This window comes from Streptomyces ipomoeae 91-03 (assembly GCF_000317595.1).
GTDB lineage: Bacteria > Actinomycetota > Actinomycetes > Streptomycetales > Streptomycetaceae > Streptomyces > Streptomyces ipomoeae.
In genome coordinates, this window is record NZ_AEJC01000259.1 from 1 (window position 1) to 5,019 (window position 5,019).

6 protein-coding genes are annotated in these 5,019 nt (G+C 72.8%); 3 read left to right on the plus strand and 3 right to left on the minus strand.

Annotation, left to right across the window (positions count from 1 at the left end):
* Positions 1–19: 19 nt before the first annotated feature.
* The 3 genes from STRIP9103_RS16980 to STRIP9103_RS16990 all read right to left on the minus strand — a co-directional run bounded on the left by STRIP9103_RS16980 (position 20) and on the right by STRIP9103_RS16990 (position 2,005).
* Positions 20–211 carry a hypothetical protein gene (locus STRIP9103_RS16980; RefSeq protein WP_009313414.1) on the minus strand — a complete coding sequence of 64 codons (192 nt, stop codon included), beginning with the start codon at positions 209–211 and terminating at the stop codon, positions 20–22.
* Positions 212–310: 99 nt separating this feature from the next.
* A complete protein-coding gene (locus STRIP9103_RS16985) occupies positions 311–751 on the minus strand; it encodes an STAS domain-containing protein (protein WP_009313418.1) in 441 nt (146 codons plus the stop codon).
* A gap of 171 nt (positions 752–922) precedes the next feature.
* Positions 923–2,005, minus strand: a complete 1,083-nt coding sequence (locus STRIP9103_RS16990; protein ID WP_078613942.1) for a Ppx/GppA family phosphatase — start codon at positions 2,003–2,005, stop codon at positions 923–925.
* A 201-nt stretch (positions 2,006–2,206) separates the two neighbouring features.
* On the opposite strand from STRIP9103_RS16990, the gene STRIP9103_RS16995 reads away from it, so the two are divergent.
* The 3 genes from STRIP9103_RS16995 to STRIP9103_RS17005 all read left to right on the plus strand — a co-directional run.
* A complete protein-coding gene (locus tag STRIP9103_RS16995; protein ID WP_009313417.1) occupies positions 2,207–2,785 on the plus strand; it encodes a GNAT family N-acetyltransferase in 579 nt (192 codons plus the stop codon).
* Between the two features lie 74 nt (positions 2,786–2,859).
* The gene (locus STRIP9103_RS17000; protein ID WP_009313411.1) at positions 2,860–4,350 is read left to right on the plus strand and encodes an ABC transporter substrate-binding protein; all 1,491 of its coding nucleotides are present in this window, start codon (positions 2,860–2,862) and stop codon (positions 4,348–4,350) included.
* Positions 4,347–5,019, plus strand: a 673-nt coding sequence (locus STRIP9103_RS17005) for a hypothetical protein (protein ID WP_048820434.1), incomplete at its 3' end; no start/stop codon positions are given. The genes STRIP9103_RS17000 and STRIP9103_RS17005, both read left to right, overlap by 4 nt.

Here is a 5,019-nt window from a genome sequence, read left to right on the forward strand (position 1 = left end):
GCGGATGCGCGTCAGACGGTCACTCGGGCGTGATGATCCAGCGCCCGACCTCCCGGTGCCCGGAGTCGTACAGGGCCTGTCCGTCCCCGGGTTCGATCTCGCAGTGCCGGAGGTTGCCGCCCCAGTACCTGAGGATGCGCTCCAGCTCCTGGACGGTGGTGCCCTCGTCCCAGTCCGTGCTGTCCAGGTCGACCTCGAGAAGGAACTTCACGTCACGCGTCTCCACTTCTGTGTGGCTCGGATTCCGCACCGGTATCGGTCGGAACGGCATACGCCTGCCCGCGGGTCCTTCAATCGTTTCATTGAACTGCTACTTGAGACTTGACTGTTGCGAGGACGGCGGCGGTGGGGGCGAGGACGGCAGCTCCGGCAGCGGTGGGAATCGGCCCAACAGCCGTACGGCGCGCAGCAGTCGGTGGATGCGGGGCTGGTCGGAGACGAGCCGCAGCCGACCGCCGTGAGCCCTGGCCGTGGCCTCCGCCCGGCACAGCACCCGCAGCCCCGAGCAGTCGAAGAAGGTCACTCGGCGCAGATCGACGAGCACGTCCGGGGCGACGGCCCCGGTGACGACGGCCGTCAGATGCTCGGCCAGGAAACCAGCGGACGCGATGTCGATCTCGCCCCTGACCTGGACCACGGTGAACGGGCCGACCCGACGGCTGCGGGCGTACGCGTTCTCCGCCGCGAGTCCGGGTCCGTCGGCCCTGCCTTCGGGCGGACCGGCGGCCCGATCATGGGCTTCCGACGTCATGGCGGCTCCACCTTGTGAGGGGCAGGGCGCATTCGGGCTCGGTAGCTACCCCGGGGCGGTCGGGGCCATCCCTGTAGCGGCGCCTAGGGGGTCCATGGCACTCGAAATGGTGAATTCCGGCTATAGATATTGACTTTTTGGTGCTGCCGAGCCGGTGCGTGGTCCGTGAGGTCAGCCGGCCGGTGCGGCGATGCGCAGCGGTACCGCGTCCGCCGTGCCCGAAGCCGTGATGGTGGCCCGTGCGGCGTCGTGGGTGACATCCGTGTGAGCGGTGTTCGCGTGAGCGGCGTCGGTGTGCGTCGGCTCCGTGCCGGTCACCTCCGCCCACCAGGAGGGGCCGTCCTCGATGTGCCGCAGCAGTACTCCTTCGCGGATGGCCCAGGGGCAGATGGTGACCGACTTGAGATCGGTCAGCTTCATGGTGGTGTGCCCGACCAGCGCGCCGGCCAGGCTCTGTGCCGCGCGGGGCGCGGAGATGCCCGGAAGGGCGGAGCGCTCGGCCGCGGGGAGTTCGGCGAGGCGGGCGATCGCCCGGCGCAGGTCCGACCGGTGCAACTCCCGCTCCACGAACGGCCCGTGGCGGCCCGGCGCGGACCCGCACAGCCGGGAGAGCTGCTGGAAGGTACGCGAGGTGGCCACGGCGGTGCGCGGCCCCTCCCAGCGGATGCGCGCGGCGACGTCCCGCAGCTCATGGCGGACCTTGCGCCGCAGCGCCCTGACGCTGTCCGGCGACGGCGGATCCTGCCCCTGGAAGAACTCATGGGTCAACCGCCCGGCGCCCAGCGGCAGTGACGCCACGAAGTCCGGTAACCGCCCCCGTCCGAAGGCCACCTCCAGCGAACCGCCCCCGATGTCGAGCAGCGCGAGCGGCCCGGACCGCCAGCCCATCCACCGCCGGGCCCCGAGGAAGGTGAGCTCCGCCTCCACCTCGCCCGGCAGCGTGCACAGTTGTACGCCGGTGTCGGCGCGCACGCTGCGCAGCACGTCCCGGCAGTTCGGCGCGGAGCGCACCACGGCGGTCGCGAACGCCAGCGGGGCCGATGCGCCCCAGCGCTCGGCCGTACGGGCCGCCTCGGCGACCGCCCCGCACAGCCGCCGGACGGCCTCGTCCGGGACGTCCCCGCCCGGCGGCACCTCCTCGGACAGGCGTAGCCGCCACTTGGCGGTGTGCACCGGCAGCGGCACTCCGCCCTCTACGTCCGCCACCACGAGCCGTACGGTGTTCGATCCCACATCCACCAAGCTCATCCGCATGACCCTCGGAGTACCCACGAGTCGCTTCCGCACGCGTGCGCCTAGCGGCGTGCGGTGGCGCAAGGGCGCGTACCGGCCGCCGGGGCGCCCCTGCTCACAACCGATCGGGCCTGGCTTCACCACCCGGAGTGGAGCCGGAGGGTGTGTGAAGAATCGAACCCCTGATCATGACAAGCAGGCGCTATTGCATATGATGCGCAGGTGCAGGATTACAGCATCAGGGTGGCAGGCCCCGACGATCTCGACAGCGCCCGCGCGGTGATGCTCGACACCGTCTACCGGGACTTCGGAACAGGGTATGTGCCGCGTTGGCACGGTGACATCGTCGATCTCGACGGTGCGTACGTCGCCCCCGACCGGCATGTCCTCCTGGTGGCGGTCGACGAGCGGGACGGCGGTGTCGTCGGTACCGGCGCACTGGACTCCCGTGGTCCCGCCCATCCGCCCAACCCCCGCCGGCTCGCCGAGCGTTACCCGTCCGGCGAGACCGCCCAGCTGCGACGCGTGTACGTGCGCGCCGAGCACCGGCGGCGGGGGCTGGCCCGGCGGCTGGTCGCCGCGCTGCTGGACTTCGCGGCGGCCGACGGCGGCTACCGCTCCGTGTATCTGCACACGGACCCGGCGGTGCCCGGCGCCGAGGACTTCTGGCGCTCGCAGGGCGTGGCGGTGTGCGACGAGCGCGCGGAGACGGGAGAGCGGGTCGTGCACTTCGAAATCCCCATGCCCGCGACTCCCTCCGGGTCGTGGTCCGCGTCGGCCGCCCCCTCGGTGGTCGGATGAAAGTCATCGTCACATAGGCCGCCTGTCCCCTCGGCCGCTGCCATGCCCCCCACCCCCACAGAGAACCAAGGACCATGCGCTCTCCCCGCCGCCGTCGCGTCGTCGCCGGCCTGCTCCTCGCCCCCGCGCTGACCGGCTGCTTCGCCTCGGGCGGTGACACCTCCGGCGCCGACTCCGCCGACGGCTCCCGACTGCGCGTCGCCCTCGCCTTCCCGCCCGCCGAGAACTTCTCCCCGTACGGCGCCGACGCCACCCTCCTCAGCCGGCTCGGCGTCACCGAGAGCCTCACCAAGCTCGACGCCAACGGCGCCGCGGCGCCCGCGCTCGCCGAGTCCTGGACGCGTGAGAACGACCGGAACTGGCTCTTCAACCTGCGCGAGGCCCAGTTCCAGGACGGCACCGACGTCACCCCGGACGCGGTCGCCGTCGCCCTCACCCACGCCACCGAGGCCGAACCCGTCACCGCCGCGCTCTCCGGCATCACGCTCACCGCGAAGAGGAGCGGCGCGAACCAGGTGCGCATCACCACGAAGGACCCGGACCCCGCGCTGCCGCTCCGCCTGTCCAGCCCCGGCCTCGCGATCCTGTCCGAGAAGGCCTACGGCGAGGACGTGAACCCGGTCGGCACCGCCACCGGACCGTTCGAGCTCACCAAGGTCAACGGCACCACCGCGGCCACCCTGGACCGCTTCGACGACTACTGGGGCGGCCGGGCCCAGGCCTCCGGCGTCGACGCCCGGTTCATAGCCGACGGCACCGCTCGCACCAACGCCCTGCGCACCGACCAGGTCGACATGGCAGAGGCCGTCCCGGTCTCCCAGGCGTCCACCCTCGACAAGGGCACCGGCCATGAGACGGCCACCACCCGCACCACCAGCCTCCACCTCAACACCCGGTCCGGCGCCTTCAAGGACCCGAAGCTGCGGGCCGCCGCCCGTGCGGCCGTCGACGGCTCCGTCCTCGCCGAGGACGTGTACGAGGGCCATGCCGACCCCGGCGTCGGCATCTTCGGGCCCGCCGTGACCTGGGCCGCCGGCAAGAGGGCCGAACCGTCCGGGCGCGCCGAGGCCGCCGAACCCGACGGCACCTCGGTGACCATCGCCACCTACGACAACCGGCCCGAACTGCCCGAGGTCGCCCAGGTGCTGCAACAGCAGCTCCAGAAGGCCGGGTTCAAGGTGAAGCTGGAGGTCCGCGAGTACTCACGGCTGGAGAGCGACGCCCTCGCCGGGAAGTTCGACGCGTTCGTCGGCGCCCGCAACTCCCTGCTCGACACCGGCGACCCCGTCTCCATTCTGTCCAGCGACTTCACCTGCGACGGCGGCTACAACCTCGCCCTGCTGTGCGACAAGAAGGTCGACCAGGCCGTCGCCGCCGCCGAGAAGGAGTCCGACACCGCCGAGCGGCAGCAGGCGGCCATCAACGCCGAGGCGGCGATCCTCGGCACCGACGCGACCCTCCCGCTCGTCCACCAGCGGATCATCACCGGCGTCGGCACCTCCGTGCGGGGCGTGATCTTCGACCCGTACGAGCGCGCCCTCGTAGGAACGGGGACCCGGCGCTGAGGCGGGCGCTCTGGCGGGCCCTCCTGGCCGTCACGCTGCTGTACGGCATCGGCCTGCTGCCGTGGCTGTCGCGCGCCGACCCGGCGCTCACCGTCCTCAAGGCACGCTCGGCCGAACGCGACCCCACCCCCGAGGTGCTGGCGGCGATCCGGGCCGAACTCGGCCTGGACGCGGGCCCGCTGAACCTGCTGGGGGAGTGGTTCGGCGGGCTGGCGCGCGGTGACGCCGGCCGCTCCTGGATCTCCGGCGCCGAGGTCACTCCGGCCGTCGTCCAGGCCCTCGGCGCCTCCCTGCTGCTGATGGCCGCCGCGCTGGTCGTAGCCGCGCTGACGGCGGCGGCGGTGTGCGCCCGCACACTGCGGCTGGGCGCCCGGGGCCGACTCGAGAAGCGTCCCGGTGGCGGCAGCGCGGCGGCGATGGTGGCCGCCCTGCCGGAGTTCCTCACCGCGTCCGTGCTCGCCGCCGTCGTCGGAGTGCAGCTCGGCTGGCTGCCCGCGCTCGGCTGGTACGGGCCGCGGTGGATGGTGCTGCCCGCCCTCGCGCTCGGTCTGCCCGCCGGCGCGCTGCTCGGCCGGATGCTCGACGACCTGCTGCCCGGCGCCTTCGCCGAACCCTGGGCGCTGGCCGCCGCCGCACGCGGTATACCCGGGCGGGCCACCGCCCGCCGGG